This window comes from Novosphingobium gossypii, assembly GCF_050433305.1.
Lineage (GTDB): Bacteria > Pseudomonadota > Alphaproteobacteria > Sphingomonadales > Sphingomonadaceae > Novosphingobium > Novosphingobium gossypii.
Genome location: NZ_JBNPXM010000001.1, coordinates 488,689 through 506,208 on the forward strand (window position 1 = coordinate 488,689; position 17,520 = coordinate 506,208).

15 protein-coding genes are annotated in these 17,520 nt (G+C 65.0%); 8 read left to right on the forward strand and 7 right to left on the reverse strand.

The window, feature by feature from the left end:
- Window positions 1-5 precede the first annotated feature (5 nt).
- Window positions 6-1,346: a methylenetetrahydrofolate--tRNA-(uracil(54)-C(5))-methyltransferase (FADH(2)-oxidizing) TrmFO gene (gene trmFO / locus GGR40_RS02645; protein WP_429274641.1), complete on the reverse strand. Its 1,341-nt coding sequence runs from the start codon at window positions 1,344-1,346 to the stop codon at window positions 6-8.
- 81 nt (window positions 1,347-1,427) lie between these two features.
- Here trmFO and GGR40_RS02650 point away from each other — a divergent pair, with 81 nt between their 5' ends.
- Window positions 1,428-2,084: a hypothetical protein gene (locus tag GGR40_RS02650; RefSeq protein ID WP_429274642.1), complete on the forward strand. Its 657-nt coding sequence runs from the start codon at window positions 1,428-1,430 to the stop codon at window positions 2,082-2,084.
- A gap of 165 nt (window positions 2,085-2,249) precedes the next feature.
- On the opposite strand, the gene GGR40_RS02655 is transcribed toward GGR40_RS02650, so the two are convergent.
- Together GGR40_RS02655 and gyrA are read right to left on the reverse strand one after the other, a co-directional pair.
- On the reverse strand, window positions 2,250-2,603 hold the full coding sequence (locus GGR40_RS02655; protein ID WP_429274643.1) for a DUF952 domain-containing protein: 354 nt from the start codon (window positions 2,601-2,603) through the stop codon (window positions 2,250-2,252).
- A complete protein-coding gene (gyrA, locus tag GGR40_RS02660; RefSeq protein ID WP_429274644.1) occupies window positions 2,600-5,344 on the reverse strand; it encodes a DNA gyrase subunit A in 2,745 nt (914 codons plus the stop codon). The genes GGR40_RS02655 and gyrA overlap by 4 nt, the downstream gene beginning before the upstream one ends.
- A gap of 313 nt (window positions 5,345-5,657) precedes the next feature.
- Between gyrA and GGR40_RS02665 the strand changes: the two genes are divergently transcribed.
- Entirely contained in the window at window positions 5,658-7,001 is a 1,344-nt protein-coding gene (locus tag GGR40_RS02665; protein WP_429274645.1) for a hypothetical protein, read from the forward strand.
- An 84-nt stretch (window positions 7,002-7,085) separates the two neighbouring features.
- Here the strand turns inward: GGR40_RS02665 and GGR40_RS02670 are convergent, their stop codons facing one another.
- Entirely contained in the window at window positions 7,086-7,739 is a 654-nt protein-coding gene (locus GGR40_RS02670) for a carbonic anhydrase (protein WP_429274646.1), read from the reverse strand.
- 94 nt (window positions 7,740-7,833) lie between these two features.
- Here GGR40_RS02670 and lipA point away from each other — a divergent pair, with 94 nt between their 5' ends.
- Together lipA and GGR40_RS02680 are read left to right on the forward strand one after the other, a co-directional pair.
- Entirely contained in the window at window positions 7,834-8,781 is a 948-nt protein-coding gene (lipA, locus tag GGR40_RS02675; protein ID WP_429274647.1) for a lipoyl synthase, read from the forward strand.
- A 1-nt stretch (window position 8,782) separates the two neighbouring features.
- Window positions 8,783-9,229, forward strand: coding sequence for a type II toxin-antitoxin system RatA family toxin (locus GGR40_RS02680; protein WP_429274648.1), 447 nt, complete (start codon window positions 8,783-8,785; stop codon window positions 9,227-9,229).
- Between the two features lie 59 nt (window positions 9,230-9,288).
- Here the strand turns inward: GGR40_RS02680 and GGR40_RS02685 are convergent, their stop codons facing one another.
- From GGR40_RS02685 to GGR40_RS02695, 3 genes are read right to left on the reverse strand one after another with little or no spacing between them, the layout of a single operon-like run.
- Window positions 9,289-9,783: a CinA family protein gene (locus GGR40_RS02685; RefSeq protein ID WP_429274649.1), complete on the reverse strand. Its 495-nt coding sequence runs from the start codon at window positions 9,781-9,783 to the stop codon at window positions 9,289-9,291.
- Window positions 9,780-10,304 (reverse strand): hypothetical protein, encoded by a 525-nt coding sequence (locus GGR40_RS02690; RefSeq protein ID WP_429274650.1) that lies wholly within the window; start codon window positions 10,302-10,304, stop codon window positions 9,780-9,782. The genes GGR40_RS02685 and GGR40_RS02690 overlap by 4 nt, the downstream gene beginning before the upstream one ends.
- A 24-nt stretch (window positions 10,305-10,328) precedes the next feature.
- A complete protein-coding gene (locus GGR40_RS02695; protein ID WP_429274651.1) occupies window positions 10,329-11,507 on the reverse strand; it encodes a bifunctional 2-C-methyl-D-erythritol 4-phosphate cytidylyltransferase/2-C-methyl-D-erythritol 2,4-cyclodiphosphate synthase in 1,179 nt (392 codons plus the stop codon).
- 80 nt (window positions 11,508-11,587) lie between these two features.
- Between GGR40_RS02695 and dusB the strand changes: the two genes are divergently transcribed.
- The 4 genes from dusB (at window position 11,588) to GGR40_RS02715 (ending at window position 17,510) form a co-directional block, all read left to right on the forward strand.
- Window positions 11,588-12,640 carry a tRNA dihydrouridine synthase DusB gene (gene dusB, locus GGR40_RS02700; RefSeq protein WP_429274652.1) on the forward strand — a complete coding sequence of 351 codons (1,053 nt, stop codon included), beginning with the start codon at window positions 11,588-11,590 and terminating at the stop codon, window positions 12,638-12,640.
- Window positions 12,637-13,755 (forward strand): two-component system sensor histidine kinase NtrB, encoded by a 1,119-nt coding sequence (locus GGR40_RS02705; protein WP_429274653.1) that lies wholly within the window; start codon window positions 12,637-12,639, stop codon window positions 13,753-13,755. Before dusB ends, GGR40_RS02705 begins: the two co-directional genes overlap by 4 nt.
- On the forward strand, window positions 13,752-15,167 hold the full coding sequence (locus GGR40_RS02710; RefSeq protein WP_429274654.1) for a sigma-54-dependent transcriptional regulator: 1,416 nt from the start codon (window positions 13,752-13,754) through the stop codon (window positions 15,165-15,167). Before GGR40_RS02705 ends, GGR40_RS02710 begins: the two co-directional genes overlap by 4 nt.
- 123 nt (window positions 15,168-15,290) lie before the next feature.
- A complete protein-coding gene (locus GGR40_RS02715; RefSeq protein ID WP_429275203.1) occupies window positions 15,291-17,510 on the forward strand; it encodes a sensor histidine kinase in 2,220 nt (739 codons plus the stop codon).
- Window positions 17,511-17,520: the final 10 nt, after the last annotated feature.

A 17,520-nucleotide genomic window follows, 5' to 3' on the forward strand; every position in this document is an offset into this window, starting at 1 on the left:
GCTGGTTAAGCCAGACCCGCCAGCCACGGCATGATCGCTGCCTTGGCGCGCTCGGTATAGGCTTCCTTGCGCTGCTTCTTGCGAACGTCGTGCAGCGGCGGGAACAGGCCGAAATTGACGTTCATCGGCTGATAGGTTTCCGCTTCGGCATCGCCGGTGATGTGCGAGAGCAGAGCGCCCAGCGCAGTGGTGCGCGGCGGCGCCTGCCATTCGCGCCCTGCCAGTTCGCTGGCTGCCATCAGGCCTGCCATCAGCCCCACGGCGGCGCTTTCGACATAGCCTTCGCAGCCGGTGATCTGTCCGGCAAAGCGCACATTCGGCGCGGTCTTCAGGCGCAAGGTGCGGTCCAGCAGCACGGGCGAATTGAGGAAGGTGTTGCGGTGAAGCCCGCCAAGCCGCGCGAACTCGGCGTTCTCAAGGCCGGGGATCGTGCGGAACAGGCGGACCTGCTCGGCATGCTTGAGCTTGGTCTGGAAGCCGACCATGTTCCAGATCGTGCCCAGTTTGTTGTCCTGGCGCAGCTGGACGACCGCATAGGGCCATCGCCCGTTCGGGTGCTCGGGGGTCGCCCAGTGCGGATTGTCGAGGCCGACCGGCTTCATCGGGCCGAAGCGCAGGGTGTCCACGCCGCGCTCGGCCATGACTTCGATCGGCATGCAGCCGTCGAAATAAGGGGTGTTCGCCTCCCACTCCTTGAACGCGGTCTTCTCGCCCGAGACCAGCCCGGCGTGGAACGCGAGGTACTGCTCCCTGGTCATGGGGCAGTTGATGTAGTCCTTCGTCTCGCCCTTGTCCCAGCGCGAGGCCATCCAGCATACGTCCATGTCTATGGTTTCGCGATAGACGATGGGAGCGATGGCGTCGAAGAAGGCGAGGCTGTTGGCACCTGTGGCCGCGCCGATCGAGCCGGCCAGGGCCTCGGCAGTAAGCGGGCCGGTGGCGACGATCACCGGGCCATCAGAGGGCAGGGCGTCGATGCGCTCACGCATGATCTCGACATTGGGCAAGGTGGCAAGGCGTGCCTCGACTTCGGCGGAGAAGACGTCGCGGTCCACGGCCAGTGCGGACCCTGCCGGCACTTCCGCCTTTGCCGCTGCGCCCATGATCAGCGAATCGCATTGGCGCATTTCATGGTGGAGCAGGCCCACGGCGTTCTTTTCATGATCGTCGGAACGGAACGAATTGGAGCAGACCAGTTCAGCCAGTCCATCGCCCTGATGCGCGGGGCTGCGCTCACCTGTCCCGCGCATTTCCGAGAGGCGCACCCTAAAGCCGCGGCGGCCGAGTTGCCATGCCGCTTCGCTTCCGGCGAGGCCGCCGCCGATGATGTGGATCTGATGGGTCATGCGCGCCGCCTATACTGTCTGGCAGCGATGGAAAACCCCTGCGGCATCTGCCATGGCACACAGGGATCAATTGGAGACCTCATGCTGCACCGCGCCCTGATCGAACGCCGGCCCTGGCTGCTGGCAAGCATCGCCTCTGCCGTGGCCTGGGAGTGGTTGGGCGCGGCGGGTAGCACGCTGCCGGGCTTGTATCTGATAGTGCTGAAAGGCACGCCGCTGGCGCTGCTGGCGGTCTACGCGGCGCTGCGTCATCGGGGTAACGATACACGCTCGCTGGCAGGGATGCTGGGGCTGGAAGCGGTCGGATCCGCGCTGTGGTACGATGTGCCCGTGATCGGGCTGAATGCGATGCTGGTGGCGTTCCTGATCGGGTTGACGATGTTCCTCGTCCACCGCCGGGCCGTAGTGGACGGGGGCCGCAAGGCGTCGGCGTTGGCGCTGACGCTGGGCACGCCGCTGCTGTGCTTCTTCGCGGCAGACCGGGCAGGCGTGGGTGTACCGCTGTTCCTGGGGCTGGGCCTCGGCGGTATGGCAGCGTCCGGCTGGATCAGTACCTTTCCACGTTCGCGCGTGGGCCTTGGCGCAGGGCTGATCGTGGCGGGCGTGGTATTGGAGATCGCAGCCGCCGGTGGCAGCGCGCTGCTGGCGGCGGTGGCCTGGCCGTTGTTCTATGTCGGGAATCTGGTGCTGGCCACCGGCGTGACAGGCGAACTACGGATGCGAGGGGAGCGGTTCTGAAGGTCGTTCATCCGCAGTCGCCTGCTGCGGCGGTACTCGTGCCGCTGCGCTGGGCATGCCCAGCACCCCAGCGCCCAAAAACCCGATTTCCTGATTCTGCCGACCACTGCCCGTCTTCGCTGGACAATCGGTTTTATGTTGTAGGGCAGCGTTTCATCCCCGCACTCAATGCGGCAGTTGCAGCGTTCCGTCGGCGTCGCGAGCCACCGGCGCGTGTGTAATCACGGCGGAAAGTGGCAGGTCGGCGTAAATATGCGGGAACAACGCGCCGCCGCGTGACACTTCCCACTTAACCGTATCACCCAGAACCGTCAGGTCTACCGCAGCGACATGCAGGTCGGCCTGGCCGGCAAAATGCTTGTTCAGCGTGCCCTGCGCCTGTTCGGCGGTGGACATGTGGATGTAGCCGTCAGCAAGATCTACCGGCGCGCCAGCGAAAGTCCCGTCGGCGAGCAGCCTTGCAAGCTGCTCGCCGGTCAGGATCTTGTAGGCGACGGTGTTCCGGTGCGCGTCGCTCACGCTTCAGCGTCCGGGGTTTCCGAGGCTTGGGGTGCAGGCGTCTCGACCACCGGCACGTCGCCTTCGGGCTCTTCGTCAAGGCGGACAGCGCTGACCACATGCTCGCCCGTCGAGACGGTGAACAGGCGCACGCCCGCCGATCCGCGACCGATCACGCGCAACGAGTCGAGCGGGAGGCGGATCAGCTTCGCCTGGTCGGTCACCAGCATCAGCTGCTGTGCACGGGTGGCCGGGAAGCTGGCGACGACAGGGCCGTTGCGGCCGATGTTGTCGATGTTGGTGATGCCCTGGCCGCCGCGACCGGTGCGCCGGTATTCATAGGCCGAGGACAGCTTGCCGTAACCGTTGGCGCAGACCGTCAGGATGAACTGCTCACGCGTTTCCAGTTCGGCCATGCGTTCTGCGGGCAGCGTGGATTCGCCTTCCTTATCGCCCTTCCACGGGGCGAAGCGCAGGTACTGTTCGCGGTCTTCGGCATCGGTGCCGACGCGGTGCAGGATCGACAGCGAGATAACCTCGTCATCGCCCTTCAGCGTCATGCCGCGCACACCGGTTGATGTGCGGCTCGTGAATTCACGCACATCGTCGGCGGGGAAGCGGATGGCCTTGCCCTGGCGGGTGGCGAGGAGAACGTCGTCGCTTTCCTCCAGCAGAGCTACGCCGATCAGGCGATCGTCGCTGCCTTCGTCGAAGCGCATTGCGAACTTGCCGTTGCTGGGAATGTTCGCGAAGGAATCCATCGCGTTGCGGCGCACGTTGCCCTTGGCCGTGGCGAACACAACCGACAGCTTGCTCCAGTCCGCCTCATCTTCGGGGAGGGCGAGCACGGTCTGGATCGTCTCGTCCTTGTCCAGCGCGGGCAGAAGGTTGACGATCGGACGACCGCGCGTGGTCGGGCCGCCTTCGGGCAGCTTGTAGACCTTGAGGCGGTAGACCTTGCCTGCCGTCGAGAAGAACAGCACCGGATTGTGCGTGGATGTGACGAACATCGTCGTCACGGCGTCCTCGTCCTTCGTTGCCATGCCGGCGCGGCCCTTGCCGCCACGGTTCTGGGCGCGGAAGGTGGAGAGGGCGGTGCGCTTGATGTAGCCATCCATGGTCACGGTGACGACCATGTCCTCGCGCTCGATCAGGTCTTCGTCGTCGATGCCGTCGAAGGCGGCGGTGATCTCGGACAGGCGCGGTGTGGCGTAGGCATCGCGCACGGCCTGCAGTTCCTCGCGCATGACGCCGTAGAGCTTCACGCGATCGGCCAGGATCGAGAGGTATTCTTCGATCGCGACGGCAAGCTGCTTCAGCTCATCGCCGATCTCGTCGCGGCCCAGGGCGGTCAGGCGGTGCAGGCGCAGGTCGAGGATCGCCTTCACCTGCACTTCGGACAGGCGATAGATGCCGCCCTCGGCTTCTGCCTCAGGCTCAATCGCCTCGACCAGGCGGATGTACTGCGCGATGTCGCCGATCGGCCATTCCTTGGCGAGCAGCTTGGCGCGGGCTTCTCCGGGGTTCGAGGCGCCCCGGATGATCTTCACCACCTCGTCCATGTTCGACACGGCGACAACGAGGCCGAGCAGGATGTGGGCCCGGTCACGCGCCTTGTTCAGTTCGAACTTGGTGCGGCGGGTGATGACCTGCTCGCGGAACTGGATGAAGCTTTGCAGGATGTCGCGCAGCGCCAGGATTTCCGGGCGGCCGCCGCGAATGGCAAGCATGTTGGCGGCGAAGTTCGACTGCGCCGGCGTGCTGCGCCACAGCTGATTGAGCACGACTTCGGGCGAGGCATCGCGCTTGAGGTCGATGACCACGCGCACGCCCTCGCGGTTGGATTCGTCGCGGATGTCCGAGACGCCCTCGATCCGCTTGTCCTTTGCCGCCTCGGCGATCTTCTCCACCAGGTTGGACTTGCCGACCTGATAGGGGATCGAGGTGAGGACGATGGAGCGGGCGTCCTTGCGGTTGCCGCGGCCTTCCTCGACGTGGCTGCGGCAGCGCTGGATGATCGAGCCGCGCCCGGTCAGCGCTGCATTGCGCGCGCCGCCCTGGCCCAGGATCAGCGGGGCGGTGGGGAAGTCGGGGCCGGGGATGATCTGGAACAGTTCCTCGGACGTGATGCCGGGGTTGTCCATCATGGCGAAGCAACCGTCGATCACTTCGCCCAGGTTGTGCGGCGGGATGTTGGTCGCCATGCCGACCGCGATGCCGCCCGCGCCGTTGACCAGCAGGTTGGGGAAGCGTGCGGGCAGGACGGTGGGTTCCTGGCGCGAACCGTCGTAGTTGTCGGCGAAGTCGACGGTGTCCTTGTCGAGATCGTCGAGCAGAGAATTGGCGACACGGGCGAGGCGCGCTTCGGTGTAGCGCATCGAGGCCGGCGGATCGGGGTCCATCGAGCCGAAGTTGCCCTGACCGTCGATCAGCGGCACACGCATCGACCAGTCCTGCGTCATGCGCGCGAGGGCGTCGTAGATCGCGCTGTCGCCGTGGGGGTGGTAGTTGCCCATCACGTCGCCGACGATCTTGGCCGACTTGCGATATGGACGCCCGGCGACGAAGCCGCCTTCCTGCGAGGCGTAGAGGATGCGGCGGTGGACGGGTTTCAGGCCGTCGCGCACGTCCGGCAGCGCGCGGCTGACGATCACGCTCATCGCGTAGTCGAGGTAGCTGGTCTTCATCTCGTCGACGATATCGACGCGGGTGAATTCGCCCTCGGGGCCTACGGGCAGGATTTCGTTGGTGTCGTCGCTCACGCGGGTTGGATCGCTTTTGCTACGGAAGAAGAATGATGGACCGCACTAGGACATGCATCCGGGGAATGCCACCGGAACAGGTGGTCGGGCAGGGCGATGCGCGCCTTTTTCCACATATAAGGATCGCACGCGCGCGTGAACGCGGGAGGGAACCTGAACGCCTGCGACGAATTGCATTCAATGCGCGTTAAGTGGCGAAAAGCTAATTCGCTCGCATGGTTGCCAAGGGACCAAATCCCGGTCAAACCGGCAACCGCCTTATTTGCATCCCGCTCGGGCGGGATTTTGTTTGTCCTTGAGAGGAGTAGCCTTGATGGCTCGCAAGTTCCTTGTTTCCCGTGTCGCCCTTGCCGTCGCGCTGTCGAGCGGCCTGGCAATGACGGTCGCCACCCCCGCGATGGCCGCGAAGAAGGAGAAGGAAGCCGCAGGCGGCAAGTTCTCCCCGGAGTTCGTGAAGGCTGCACAGCCCCTGCAGAAGGCCATGGAGGCGGGCATCGCTGCACTCGGCGGTCAGCAGACCCCGGAAGCTCTCGCCAAGGCCAAGGCCGCGATCGACGGGGCCGTGGGCGGTGACGCCAAAGCCGCGTTCCAGGCTGCCGTGCCTGCCGCGACCACCCCGGACGACAAGAACGCGCTGGGTTCGATGATGCGCAACTTCGGCATCATCTCGCAGGATCTTGCGATCAAGCAGGAAGGCAACAAGCTGCAGCTGGCCAGCGGCAAGCTGCCCGCTGCCGAAGTGGGTAAGACCAACTACGACGCCGGTATCACCGCCTACCAGCTCAAGGACTATGCCAACTCGGCCACGTACCTGAAGGCGGCGAAGGACGGCGGCTACGTCGATTCGACCGGTCAGCTCGATGCCGTGCTGGCGGACGCTTACAAGAAGAACAACAATCCCGAAGCCGCACTGCAGATGGCGAAGGACGATGTCGCCGCCGCACAGGCCAAGGGCCAGGCCCCTTCGGAAACCGCGCTGCGCTCGGTCCTGCAGCAGACCTATACCGCCAAGCAGCTGGCCCCGTCGGTAGAATACGCTGCGCTTCTCTCGCAGTATTACCCCGGCACCTGGAACACCTCGCTGTCGGTCGTCCGCCAGCTTGCCTCGCTTCCGCGTGACCAGAACCTCGACCTGATGCGCCTGATGTTCTTGACCGGCGCGATGAACGACAAGCGCGACTATTTCGAGTACCTCGAAAACGTCGATCCGCGCGCATTCCCGGGTGAGGCGACCAAGGTCACCAACGACGGTATCGCCAAGGGCAAGATCACCGCTGCGGAAATCCCGGACAAGGCCAATACCGAAGGCCGCGTCGCGGGCGACAAGGCCTCGCTTCCCGCGACCGAGCGTGACGCCAACAAGCCGGGCGCGACTGCCGCGACCGTCGTGGGTGCGGCCGACGTCTTCCTGAGCTACGACCAGCCCGCCAAGGCAGAGGCGCTCTACACCAAGGCCGCTGGTCTCTCCGGCGCGGACGCCAACAAGGTCGCGCTGCGCCTTGGCATGGCGCAGGCCCAGCAGGGCAAGTATGCCGAAGCCGAGGCGAACTTCGCCAAGGTCACCGGTACCCGCGCGCCGGTCGCGAAGATGTGGTCGGCCTATGCCAAGAGCAAGGCCAACCCGGCTCCGGCGGCTGCGGCACCGGCTGCGAACTGATCCTTCGCGAATAGCTGACACGGAAAAGGGCGCCGGAAAACCGGCGCCCTTTTTTGGTTTTCGGAACGACCGAACGCGTGATCGTCAGGCGGCGGGCGCGAACTCTCCGGTGCTCTCGTCCAGCAGGTGCAGCACACCGTCCGAAATCGCGAAGAACGCGCCCCGCAGCTTGAGTTCGCCCTTTGCGACCTTGCTGTTCACGCAAGGGAACGTCATCAGGTTTTCCAGGCTGACCTTGACGGCAGCCTGTTCCATGGCACGCTCTGCGATGCGCCCGGTGGTGCCGTGTTCGTGTGCGACGGGGATACGCGCCTCGTCGAGCATGGAAATCCAGTCGGCCACGAAGCCGCCCTGGCCGATCTCGGCGTCCTTCAGATCCTGCGTCAGCGCCGCCTTGCAGCCGCCGCACAGGCCATGGCCCATGACGACCACTTCCTTCACCTTGAGCACCTGCACGGCGAACTCCAGCGCGGCGGAAACGCCGTGATGGCCCGGCGTGGTCTCGAAGGGCGGAACCAGAGCGGCGACGTTGCGGACCACGAAGATCGTACCGGGGTCAACGTCGAAGATCTGGCTGGGGTCGACGCGGCTGTCGGAACAGGCGATGACCATCACTTCGGGCGACTGGCCCTGACCCAGTTCGTCCCAACGGGCGCGGTTGGCGCTCCATCCGGTGTCGCGGAAACGGCGGTAGCCCTCGACCAGGTGGTTCAGCACGCGGTCATTGGATTCGCTCATGGGGGGACTCCATTGCTGTTTTTGAAACCTGCGGTTCGCCTTAAGCCGGATATTCGTGCTGGCAAGGTTGCGTGCATATGACTATCTGGACGACATGAACGATCTCTCCTCCGTCCCGACCCCGGAAGATACCCCCGTGCGGCAGCGCAAGCCCGACTGGATTCGCGTCAAGGCGCCGACCAGCAAGGGTTATGGCGAGACGCGCCAGTTGATGCGCGACCTCAAGCTGAACACGGTGTGCGAGGAAGCGGCCTGCCCGAACATCGGGGAATGCTGGACGAAGAAGCACGCCACGGTGATGATCCTGGGCGACACCTGTACTCGCGCCTGCGCGTTCTGCAACGTGAAGACCGGGATGCCGGGTCGCGTCGATGCGGCGGAGCCGGGCAACGTCGCAGAGATGGTGCTGAAGACCGGGCTGGAGCATATCGTCGTTACTTCGGTCGACCGCGACGATCTTCCGGACGGCGGCGCCAGCCAGTTCGTCAAGGTGATCCAGGCGGTACGCGCAGCCTCTCCGACCACCACGATCGAGATCCTGACGCCCGACTTCCGCAACAAGATGCAGCGCGCGGTCGAAGCCATCGTCGAGGCGCGCCCGGACGTCTACAACCACAACCTTGAGACGGTGCCGCGTCTCTATCCCACCATCCGTCCCGGCGCGCGCTACTACGCCTCGCTGCGGCTGCTGGAGGAGGTCAAGCGCCACGATCCGTCGATCTTCACCAAGTCCGGCGTCATGCTGGGCCTTGGCGAGGAGCGTCTGGAAGTCCATCAGGTGATGGACGACATGCGCTGCGCCGACATCGATTTCCTGACCATGGGCCAGTACCTGCGCCCGACGCCCAAGCATGCCGAAGTCAAGGAATTCGTCACCCCTCAGGCGTTCAAGGCTTATGGCGCTATCGCCCGGGCCAAGGGCTTCCTGCAGGTCGCGGCGTCGCCGCTGACGCGTTCCAGCTATCACGCGGGCGACGATTTCGCCCAGATGAAGGCTGCGCGCGACGCCAAGCTGGCCAAGCAGCAGCTTCAGACGGTCTGACGTGCCAGGCATCCACGAAACCAAGCGCCTGCCTTACAGCGCAGAGCAGATGTTCGACCTCGTCGCCGACGTGGGGCGGTACCAGGAATTTTTGCCTTGGGTGGTAGCCACCCGCGTGAAGTCCGACGATGGGCACGAGATGATCGCCGACATGCTGGTGGGCTTCAAGGCGCTGCGCGAAAAGTTCACCTCGCGCGTCGAGAAGGAACGCCCAAGGGTCATCAGGGTCCATTACGTGGACGGCCCCATGCGCGATCTGGACAACGTGTGGACCTTCCACCCGGTGGACGAGAACGCCTGCGACATCGAGTTCGACGTGAAATTTACCTTCCGCAACCCGCTGTTCGAGAAGCTGGCCGGTCAGTATTTCGACAAGGCCTTCCGCAAGATGGTTGCCGCGTTTGAGACACGAGCCTCGGAACTTTACGGAGTGACGCAGGCGGGTTGAGGCAGGCAAATCCGTAGCGGGCGCAGCGGCGAGGATAAGGCTACAGCGCCCGACATTCCCTACGGCAGCAGCAGTTCAAGAGCGATGATAGCCGCCTGGTGCCGGATTTCAGTCCGGGTCTGGCCGTCCAGCAGCTTCTGTTCCGCATTGACGTTCTCCTGCCCGCGCTGGGCACAGGCGAAAACGACCGTGCCAACCGGCTTCATCTCGCTGCCGCCGCCCGGCCCGGCGATGCCGCTGATGGCCACCGCGATGTCCGCGCGGCTGCGGGTGATCGCGCCCTGTGCCATCGCCCAGGCCGTGGCCGGAGAGACTGCACCGAACGAATCGATGATGTCGGCATGGACGCCCAGCATCTCCATCTTCGCTTCGTTGGAATAGGTCACGAAGCCGCGATCGAGCACTGCGGACGACCCGGCCACTTCCGTCAGCGCCGCGCAGACGAGGCCGCCGGTGCAGCTTTCCGCCACTGACACCATCCGACCCTGTGCCTTGTTCTCGGCAATGACGCGCTCTGCCAGAGCGTAGAGATCTGAGGGGAACAAGGCGCTCATCGCCCGTCCTTGCAAAGCGATACGCTGCCCAGTTTGGGATCTGCGCTACCGGCTACATCCATGGTCAGGGCGATCAGCCCGGCGGTGTTCTCGGGCGGCAGGGGGGAGAGAAGGTCGATGGCGAGGTCCAGTTGCTTGCAGGACTTGGGCGCAATGCGCTGGGCCACGAATCCTTCGACGAACGTGTCCGCCAGCTGTTGCAGGGTGTCGTCTGGCAGGCCGGCGATGGCATTCCCTTGCGATCCCAGCGCCTTGAGAACAGCGGGCTTCGCCTTGGGCCAATAGCGTCCCTTCTGGCCCGCATAACGGCTGGCGAGGGCGGGAGCTTTGGAACTGCGCAGGAAGGCATCGGCGGGCAGCGACGCGGCGCACCGTTTGGCGGTACCGTTGATCGCCTGGGGCAGGGCATAAGCGATGAGGGATGTTGCTTCGGTCTTGCTCAGGCAGATCGGCTGCGCGGCCATAGCGCTGCAGGGCACCATGGCGAGGAGAAGGACGGTGGTTCGGAAAAAAGCACGCATGGAAAGATCCTTACACCCCACTCGTTACAGTCGTTCGAGACTTACTACCGCCTGTGCCGCGATCCCCTCGCGGCGGCCGGTAAAGCCCAGCTTCTCGGTCGTCGTTGCCTTCACGCTGATCGCGCCGGTGTCAACGCCAAGGATCTCGGCAAGTCGTCCCCGCATGGCATCGCGGTGCGGGCCGATCTTTGGCGCCTCGCAGATGATGGTGACGTCGGCATTGCCTAGTGCATAGCCCGCTTCGGCCACCAGCCCGGCAGCGTGTGCCAGGAAGCGGTCCGACGCAGCGCCTTTCCACTGCGGGTCACTGGGCGGGAAGTGCTGGCCGATATCGCCCGCGCCGATCGCGCCCAACATCGCATCGACCAGCGCATGAATGGCCACGTCGGCGTCGGAGTGGCCGGACAGGCCGTGCGTGTGGTCGATCCTGACGCCGCACAGCCACAACTCCTCGCCCAATTCCAGGGCGTGGACGTCGTAACCGGTGCCGACGCGCACCAGCGGCCCGGTTCCGGCAGAACGCTTGGCAAAGTCGGCGGCATAAGTCAGCTTGTGCAAGATTTCGTCCCCTTCGACGAGCGCCACGTCCATGCCCCATGCCTGCGCCACTTGCGCATCGTCGCCCGCAGTGGCTTCGCCTTCCCAGCCTCTGTGTGCAGCCAGCGCGTCGGAGAAGCGGAAGGCCTGCGGGGTCTGTACGCGGCGCAGTTCCTCACGCGCGGCGGGAGCGCCCATCAGCGCGCCATCGGCATGCGTCAGGCTGTCCGCCACCGGCAGCACCGGAATAGCGCCTGCATGGGTGTCCAGCGCCCGATGCAGCCGATCGATCACCTCGGCAGGGATGAGCGGGCGGGCGGCGTCGTGGATCAGCACGCGTTCGGGCGCGGTTCCGGCAAGCACCTCCAGACCCAGCCTCACCGATTGCTGGCGCGTTGCCCCGCCGATGGTGAATTGGATCTCTGATATGCCTGCAAGTGCTTGTCGCGCTACGGGTTCCGCCCCTTCAGGGATCACCACCAGCACCGGCTTGCATCCGGCAGCAGCCAACGCTTCCACTGAATGGCGTACCACCGGCTTCCTCCGCCAGAGGGCGAACTGCTTGGGCACCGGCTGCCCTGCACGAAGCCCCTGACCGGCTGCGACGACCAGCGCGGCTGTGCGTGGCAACACGCGTTTCTCAACATCTGTGACGTTTTGCGACATTGCCCATGCCGGTAATCGCTTGCCCGGGCGAGGGCAATCCACTATGCGCTGCCTGTTTTTTAGGCAGCACTGCGCAGATCATGACATCCATGCCCAATCCTCCGACGCTGAAGCCGATCCAGGTCGGTCCCGTCGCAATCGACTGCCCGGTCGTGCTCGCGCCGATGACGGGCGTTTCCGACCTGCCGTTCCGCCGCATGGTGCGCGCATTCGGGTCCGGCCTCAACGTCACGGAGATGATCGCCAGCCCCGCTGCCATCCGCGAGACTCGCGTGTCGCTGCAGAAGGCGATGTGGGACAAGGTCGAGGATCCGGTCTCGATGCAGCTGGTCGGCTGCGATCCCGAGCAGATGGGCGAAGCGGCCAAGCTGGTCGAGGATCGCGGTGCCGCCATCATCGACATCAATATGGGTTGCCCCGTGCGCAAGGTCGTGAACGGCGATGCCGGATCGGCGCTGATGCGGCAGGTGCCGCTGGCAACCAGGCTGATCGAGGCCACCGTCAAGGCCGTGAAGGTGCCGGTGACGGTCAAGATGCGCATGGGCTGGTGCCATGACAGCCTCAACGCTCCGGAACTGGCGCGCATCGCCGAGGATCTGGGCGCGAAGATGATCACCGTCCACGGTCGCACCCGCAACCAGATGTACAAGGGTGAGGCGGACTGGGCCTTCGTGCGCAAGGTCAAGGACGCGGTGTCGATCCCGGTCATCGTCAACGGCGACATCTGCACGATCGCCGATGCCGCACAGGCGCTGCAACAGTCGGGTGCCGACGGTCTCATGATCGGGCGCGGGTCGTATGGCCGGCCCTGGTTCCTGGGGCAGGTCATGCAGTGGTGGCGTGGCGAGCAGGTCGATGCCGACCCGTCGATAGCGGGTCAATACGCCATCATCCGCCGACACTACGAGGATATGCTGGACCACTATGGCGCCGACACCGGGGTCAGGATGGCGCGCAAGCATCTGGGCTGGTACATCAAGGGCGTGCGCGGCTCGGCCGAGTTCCGGAACAAGCTGAACTTCATCGCCGATCCGGCTGAAGTTCTTCGCGAACTTGAGGCGTTCTATGCGCCTTACTGCAATGGCGATGCGTCCGTCATGGCCGGCGACGACGGGCATCTCCGGGCCGCATGACGCTCGCGGCCGCCACCGCATTTCCCGATCCGCAAAGGCTGCTCGCCAGCCTGCCACACGCCGTGGTCCTGCTGGAGAACGGGCGCACTATCGCCTCGCTCAACCAGGCGGCGGAGCAATTCTTCGGCCAGTCGGCAAGGCGGCTCGTCGGCACGCGGCTGCGGGATATCATGGCGATCTCGGACCGCCGCCTGCTGGATCGCCTTTCGGACTCCGATGCGCCGGTTTCGGCCCGTGAGGTGGTAGTCCAGCTTCGTGGACGCGGCGCGCGGCGCATCGACATCAACGTCGCGCCCGTGGCTGACAGTCCGGGGTGGCAGATCGTCACGCTGCACGACAATGCCGGGGCCGAGGCTCTGGGCGACGATGCCGGCGGGCCGGACAATGCGGTGCTGCGCGGGCCGGAGATCATCGCGCACGAAATCAAGAACCCGTTGGCCGGCATTCGCGGCGCCGCGCAACTGCTCGCGCGCAAGATCGAGGATCGCGACCGCGCGCTGACCGATCTCATCACCGGCGAAGTCGATCGCATTGCGGGCCTGATAGAGCGCATGCAGAAGCTGAGCGGGCGCACCACGCCCCCGGTGGAACCGTGCAATCTGCACGAAGCCGCGCGCCGCGCGATCGACGTCCTCAGCGCGGCCAAGGCGGAGACGGCGGGCTTCCGCCTGGTCGAGGAGTTCGACCCCTCGCTGCCGCCGGTGCTGGGAAGTCCGGATGAACTGGTGCAGGTCATCATGAACCTGCTGTCCAACGCCGCCGATGCCTGTAGGGGCGTGGCCGAGCCGCGCGTCACCATCCGCACGCGCTTCGCCAGCGGTCTGCAACTGCATACCGGCGACGATGGCGCGCCGTTGCGCCTGCCCATCGAAGTCCGTGTCAGCGACAACGGACCTGGCATCGATCCCGCTATGCGCGACCATATCTTCGAGCCTTTCGTCAGCACCAAGAAGACAGGACAGGGCCTTGGCCTGCCGCTGGTGCGCAAGCTGGTGCGCGACATGAACGGTCGCATCACGCACGACCGCGACGACGAGAGCGGCCTCACGCACTTTCGCATCCACCTGCCGCTGGCCCGCGAACCGCGCAGCCGCCCCCGGAGAAAACCGGAATGAACGTCCTTCTGGTCGAGGACGACATGTCCATCGCCATCGTCATTACCGCCGCGCTGGAAGCCGAGGGCTTCGCGGTGGTCCACTGCGATACGTTGGCAGAGCGTGACCGCCAACTGGCGCATAGCGGGTTCGCGGCGCTGGTGACCGACGTGATGCTGCCCGATGGCGACGGGATCGAAACGATCGACCGGGTGCGCTCGCTCCACCCGCAGATGCCGATCGTGATCCTGTCGGCACAGAACACCCTCGACACCGCGGTGCGCGCTACGGATACCGGCGCCTTCGAGTATTTTCCCAAGCCCTTCGACATCGACGAACTGGCACGCACCGTGCGGCAGGCCGCCGGTGCCGCGCAGGGTCTGGCCTCCGACGAGGAACCGGTGGCGGATGGGCTGCCGCTGGTCGGACGCAGTGCGGCAATGCAGTCGGTTTTTCGTATGATAACCCGCGTCCTGCGCAATGACCTGACGGTGTTAATTCTGGGCGAATCGGGCACTGGCAAAGAACTGGTCGCAGAAGCGATTCATCAGCTGGGCAAACGGCGCGAAGGACCGTTCATCGCCGTCAACACCGCCGCTATCCCCGCCGAGCTGATCGAAAGCGAGCTGTTCGGCCACGAGAAGGGCGCATTTACCGGCGCGGTGGCGCGCCATGTCGGCAAGTTCGAGCAGGCGGCGGGCGGCACCCTGTTCCTTGACGAGATCGGTGACATGCCGATGCAGGCGCAGACCCGGCTGCTGCGGGCGCTGCAGTCCGGTACCGTGCGCCGCGTTGGCGGGCGCGAGGAGATCCGGCTCGACACGCGCATCGTCGCGGCCACCAACAAGGATCTGGAACCGGAAATCGCCGCAGGGCGCTTCCGCGAGGATTTGTACTATCGCCTCAACGTGGTGCCGATCCACATGCCCCCGCTGCGCGACCGGCGTGACGACATCGATGTGCTTTCGCGCCATTTCCTGCAGCACGCGGCGAACGAAGGGCTTCCCAGACGCCAGTTGACGACCGACGGAGCCGAACTGCTCAGCCGTCAGCCATGGCGCGGAAATGTCCGCGAACTCAAGAACTTCATCTACCGGCTTGCGCTGCTGGCGCGCGAAGATGTGATCGATGCCGAGGCGATCGTGCCGCTGCTGACGCAGGAGCCGCCGCAGGTTCAGGGCGTGGGAGACGGCGCAGTCTTCGACATCGCCGCAACCGTGGCGCAGTGGCTCGCCAGCACCCGCCCGGCCAGCGGTACCATCTATGACAGCGCCATGGCAGCGTTCGAGCGTCCGCTCTTCGCCGAAGTCCTGCGCGAGACGGCGGGCAACCAGTTGCGTGCAGCGCAGGCATTGGGGATAAATCGCAACACCTTGCGCAAGCGCCTGGGCGAACTTTCGCTCGATCCGGAGGAATTCACTCGTCGATCGTAGAAGTGCCCTCGTGGATTTACTCTTGCAGGTTGGTCACACTCCTGTTGTAACGGCGCAACGATGAGCGAAGTCGCAGTGCAGAATGGTGGCCACAAACAGGCCTGGCCGCGATGGTGGCGGCGGATGCAGGTGGCTGCTCGCCGGGCGAACTTCTTTGCGGTTGTCGAAGTGCTCTCCGTCGTGGCGTTCGTGGCCATGACGGCAACGACATGGCTGGCGCTCAACAGTGGCAGCGACCGACGCGGGCTGCTGCCCTCCAATCTCACAGCTAGCCTCCTGATCGGAACGCTGGTCCCGGCGATGGCGATCCTCGTGCTGCTGGGCAGGCGCATGGCGCTGCGCCGCGCGGTGGAACATGCCACCGGTGGTACCAGTCAGATGCACGTCCGGCTGGTGTTCATCTTTTCGATCATATCCGCGATACCGACGCTGCTGGTCGTGCTCTTTGCGTCCTGGCTGTTCCAGTCGGGTGCCGAGTTCTGGTTCTCTGACAGTTCGCGCGGCCTGCTTGAGAATGCGAACAAGTTGGCGCGCGGCTATTACGAGCAAACCCTGCGCGACGTCGGGTACGAAGCGGCTGCCATGGCCCCCAATGCCGGGGAGTATCTCGCTGCCTACCCCGTCGCCAGTCCCCAGTTCCAGAGCTTCCTGTCGTACCATGTCGTTCGTCGCAACCTGAATGGTGCCGCCATCGTTCAGGTCGATCGCAATGGAGAGCAGCGCACTCCTATCATCGCAGACCCCGATGGCGTCGCCGAGAACAACCGCATCAGCGCTGACTGGCTCGAGCGGATGCGCAAGAACCCTTACGTGGTGGCTGCCAAGGGGCGCAGTATCGTCGCTGCGGCACCGATCGACAGGGCTTCGGGCGTTTATCTGGTGGTCACGCGGGCATCCGATCTTGTATCGCTGAGCCAGGGCCAGCGCGCCCAGAACATCGTGCAGGCCTACGAAGTGCTGACGACGCGCGCGCGTGTGTTGCAACTGCGCTTCAACGTGGCCCTTTTCGTGCTGTCGCTGGTGCTGGTGGGGCTTTCGGTATGGTTCGCGCTCCGGTTTGCCGACCGGCAAGTGGCGCCGCTGTACGAACTTGTGGACGCGGCGCGCGGCGTGGGCGCGGGCAACTATGCCCTCCGGATCGAGGGTCGCACCGGCGCTGACGAGATCGGCCTGCTCAACCGCGCGTTCAATCGCATGACCGCGCAGATCGACAAGCAGACCCAGGCCCTGCTGAGCGCCAACGGCCAGCTTCACGAACGCAGCGTCTTCATCGAGGCGGTGCTGGAATCGGTCACCTCAGGCATCATTTCGCTCGACGAGCAGGGCCGCATCCTGCTGATGAACTCGACCGCGCAGAAGCTGCTAATGACCCCGGCGGAGGAACTGCCTGAGAACATGCCGATTGCCGAACTCACGCCAGCCATCGCCGCGCTGGTGGAGCAGGGGTCGGCCAGCGGTATTGTCCAGTACAACCGCGGCGGCGATCTGCTGACGCTGGCGGTGAAGACCGCGCGCGACGCCACCGGCCATGTCATCACGTTCGAGGATATCACTCGCCAACTGCTCGACCAGCGCAGTGCCGCGTGGTCCGATGTTGCCCGCCGCATCGCACACGAAATCAAGAACCCGCTTACGCCGATCCAGCTGGCGACCGAACGGCTCAGCCGCCGCTATCGCAAGCAGATCACTGACAATCCCGAACTGTTCGAGGATCTGACGCGCACGATCATTCGGCAGGTCGGCGACTTGCGCAAGATGGTGGATGAGTTCTCCTCGTTCGCGCGCCTCCCCAAACCGGTGTTCCGCACCGAAGACCCGGTGGCGCTGACCCGTCAGGCGCTGTTCCTCCAGGAAGTGGCCAGGCCCGACATCGGCTTCCGCTTTTCTTCCACGCCCGGCATCGGCCTGATTGCCTGCGACCGGCACCAGTTTGGCCAAGCGATGACGAACGTTCTCAAGAACGCCGTCGAAGCTACTGAAGCGAAGGCGAAAGACGTTGAGATGAGGGCGGGTGACACGCCCCCATCCGAGCCGTATCGCGGCGCGATTGCCGTCGAAGTCGTCGGCAGCGGTGAAGCCATCCTCGTGCGTGTGACGGACAATGGCATCGGCCTGTCGCAGGACAAGGAACGTCTGATCGAACCCTACGTCACCACCCGTGACAAGGGCACCGGCCTTGGCCTCGCGATCGTCAACAAGATCGTCGAGGAGCACGGCGGCGAAATGACCTTCACCGCTGCACCCGGCGGCGGCACGACCGTGACGATGCGCTTCGCCAACGATCCGCTTTCCCTCGAATCCCCCGGCACTTCGCCTGCCCGCAAGGCCGAAGCTGCCCAATGACCCGTTTCAC